The sequence below is a fragment of the Providencia sp. PROV033 genome (assembly GCF_028484855.1).
GTDB classification, from domain to species: domain Bacteria; phylum Pseudomonadota; class Gammaproteobacteria; order Enterobacterales; family Enterobacteriaceae; genus Providencia; species Providencia alcalifaciens.
On sequence record NZ_JAMPSW010000140.1, the window covers coordinates 1 to 3425 of the forward strand.

At 46.4% G+C, this 3425-nt stretch carries 3 protein-coding genes; all 3 read left to right on the forward strand.

The genetic code is table 11. From position 1 onward, the window contains the following. The first annotated feature begins 34 nt into the window (after positions 1-34). Positions 35-1216 carry an IS91 family transposase gene (locus PSF16_RS16180; RefSeq protein ID WP_272689676.1) on the forward strand — a complete coding sequence of 394 codons (1182 nt, stop codon included), beginning with the start codon at positions 35-37 and terminating at the stop codon, positions 1214-1216. 144 nt (positions 1217-1360) lie between these two features. After that, positions 1361-2347 carry a DinB/UmuC family translesion DNA polymerase gene (locus PSF16_RS16185; protein WP_336313818.1) on the forward strand — a complete coding sequence of 329 codons (987 nt, stop codon included), beginning with the start codon at positions 1361-1363 and terminating at the stop codon, positions 2345-2347. Positions 2348-3020: 673 nt separating this feature from the next. After that, the gene (locus PSF16_RS16190) at positions 3021-3311 is read left to right on the forward strand and encodes a hypothetical protein (RefSeq protein ID WP_272689675.1); all 291 of its coding nucleotides are present in this window, start codon (positions 3021-3023) and stop codon (positions 3309-3311) included. The last annotated feature ends 114 nt before the right edge of the window (positions 3312-3425 follow it).

Genomic DNA, 3425 nt, shown 5'->3' on the forward strand with positions numbered 1-3425 from the left:
CCTGTCTGGTAACTCGGGTTTTCAACCTCGCCCCATGAAGCTGTTGTTTCAACGCAATGGCGTTTGGGCTGACCTCTTAGAAACCTATCCGCTCAGAAGTATTGAAGTCGAAGTCATAACAAAAATGCTTGCCTGTGGTACACCCTTGCTAGGCGCACATGAAGTCGCTTGTGAAAATCCAGAGTGTTTTCACCGACGACTGATATTCCAAAGCTGCAAAGGACGAGGCTGCCCCTCCTGTGGGAAAAAAGCCACTGATAGCTGGATTGCTACCATGATGACCCGTTTACCCGATACGCCCTGTCAGCACGGCTCTTTTACCTTACCCGACACACTTTGGCCACTCTTTGAATTTAATCGCACACTTCTCGGTTCACTGTTCTCGCTCGCCGCCGATAATCTTCTGTATGCTGCCAAAAAACGCGGGTTAACCATCGGTATCTTCGGTGCACTTCATACCTATGGGCGTCAGCTCAATTGGAATTGCCACATTCACTTATCTTGGACCACCGGAGGACTCAATCGGCATGGTGATTGGAAAGCACTAACGTTTGATTTGACTAAAGTCAGACAGCGTTGGATGTGGAATGTTCGCCAATGCTTACTAAAAGCGTGGGGGAAAATAACGTTACCGCCCTCACTGGCTCACCTTCGTGATTATGATGAATGGAAACGATTTATTCTCAATCAGGGCAAAAATGACAAAGGTGAAGACTATTGGCATGTTTATTTCGCTAAACCCACGAAAAATGCAAAACAAACCGCGAAATATTTAGGGCGCTATCTCAAAAAGCCGCCTGTAGCCAGCAGTCGCTTGGCGCATTATGACGGTGGTAGCCGGGTTTCATTGCGCTTTTTAGATCACCGTACTGGTTGTTATGACAATCTGGCGTTAAGTCAGCGAGAGCTGATATTACGGATAATCAAACACATTCCCGAGAAACATTTTCGGATGATCCGCTACTTTGGTTTTCTGGCCAACCGCGTGGTGAGCGAAAAACTGCCACAGGTAAAAAAGGCACTCGGTCAGAAAGCCGAAAAACAGGGACGAAAGGCAACCTTTAGCGACTTAAGCCAACGCCTGCTGAATATCGACCCATTCATCTGCTTATTGTGTGGCGGGGTTATGCGATACCGCCGAGCTTACGCCGCTGTCCGGTTACCTGAATTGATAGCCAATGCTGCGGCTATCGCACGAATGCGCTATGTCGTCTGATACAGGAAAGATCCGCCTATCTCGCCTAAATCTGGTCAAAAATCCATCACACATTGGTGTTTTAGGCGAGCAATTTGGTCATGGAAGACAAAAAAAGGGAATTTTAGCCTTTGACAGACCCCATGTTATGCGAACTCTGAAACTTTGAAATTCCTAGACGTCGAGAGTTTTTGTAACCTGACAGGTATGGATGCGTTGTATTCCTGGCATGAACTTGGTCATAAATTAAAAGAGGATGTCTTCAGGTGTGCCCACTTGCCTGTGGGCGTGGGGATATCCAGTACCAAAACGTTAGCTAAACTCGCAAATCACGCTGCCAAAACATGGAAAAAAACGGGTGGTGTCGTCGATTTAAGTTCGCCCAGTCGTCAGAGAAAACTCATGGCATTAGTGCCAGTCGGGGAGGTTTGGGGAATTGGTCGTAAACTGGCAAAGCGCTTAAATCAAAGTGGGATTGAAACTGCCTTGGATTTAAGTCGGCTGCCAACGTCTCAGGCACGTAAACTGTATTCCGTAGTTTTAGAGCGAACGGTGCGGGAGCTCAACGGGGAATCGTGTCTTCAGCTGGAAGAAATTGCGCCCGCTAAGCAACAAATTATTTGCTCTCGTTCGTTTGGCCATAAAGTCATGGACTACGAGTTAGTTCGCCAATCGGTGTGTGCGTTTGCTGAACGTGCAGCAGAAAAACTGCGTGAAGAAAAACAATATTGTCGGCTAGTCACGTTGTGGGTACAGAGTAGCCATTTTTCTCATCATGAGCCGCATTATTATCGACAAGAAACTCAAGCCCTCATGTATCCCACCCAAGATACGCGCGAGATTATTCAGGCGGCTGTCACTTTGTTTGACCGACTTTGGCTTGCGAATGTGAAATACAGTAAAAGCGGTATCTTGCTCAGTGAATTTTCCCCTTCAGGGCAAGTGCAACTGAATTTGTTTGATAATGGTCAGGCTTTTCGCAAAAGTGGTGAGTTAATGCGGACAATTGACCGGATTAATCGAGGAAAAGGGGCTATCTGGTTTGCAGGGCAGGGAATACAATCGCAATCCGCTTTATGGAAAATGAAGCAGCAATTTCTCTCGCCTCGATGGACAACGCAATTTTCGGACATTCCGATTGTAAAATGCTAATCACAATTTGGTTGTTTTTTAATCACTCTTGATATTCATTCATGAATCAAACGATTATCCCTGTTACTCACATCGTTATTTCAAGTTATCCACTGATTTTGTGGATACGTCATTTTTAAATTTCGAGGCAACGGCTTTATTCTGGCATTGAGCCAGGATTAAGCCGAACGCCGGATTGACCCCATTTACACACAGTTGGCGCAGGTTCCCCGTACACTCTCGTTCACGCGCCTGTTTGGGCCGCGTTCACTGGTTCGCCAAATGTGGAAAATGGGGACAACCGGCTTGAAAGTTCAACAACTGCGCCTTTTACCGTTTTCAACGTGGCGCTAAGGGCAGGGGTGCAGCTCCCTGCGGGATCGCCCCTGGTTCACTGCTTAGCTGTGCTAAGCGTTAATGGCGACTTGCCGTTCGCTTCTCTCGCCGCAAGTCGGGTGCTGCCATCTTCACCGTCTGTGTTGTTAATCGTTCGTTGTGCTCCACCGCTTGGCCTAGAACATAGCCTCACCTCGTCATACAGCAAGGGTTAAGTGAACTCCACCAAAATTCTTGCCGCGTTGCTTACCAACAATTTTGTCTCCGCCCTTGCTTCCTTCCTTGTCTCGTCTCTGTACGGCCTTTGCAGCGGAGGAACTCAACGAAAGAAATCATTAACACCGAGGAGGATTCAAAGATGTCATCACATCAACACCTTGCAGCTCCAGAATCTAACGAAAGAAGGGGGGAAACCCCACTGACAAATAACCAGAAAGCGGATTTATTGCATTACATTGCACCATTAACACGGCTATTGGATTTGTTTGAGGGGGATATTTCAGCAGATTTATACGATGAAGAAATCACGTTGCACAGTGATGCATTCGATTCCAACAGCATTTTCATGAATGACGGGTATCCGATTGGCTTTAGTGACAATTTAAACAATATGTTCTATCTGCGTCCTGAACTCATTCAGACATCTTAAGTGCTAAGGGAGTTGTTGACCCTCCCTTAGCTCAGACACATCAATAACTATAGAGGTAATAAATATGTCTACATTAGAAACTATCATTAACCCAAAACAACGTAAAGTAAAGGG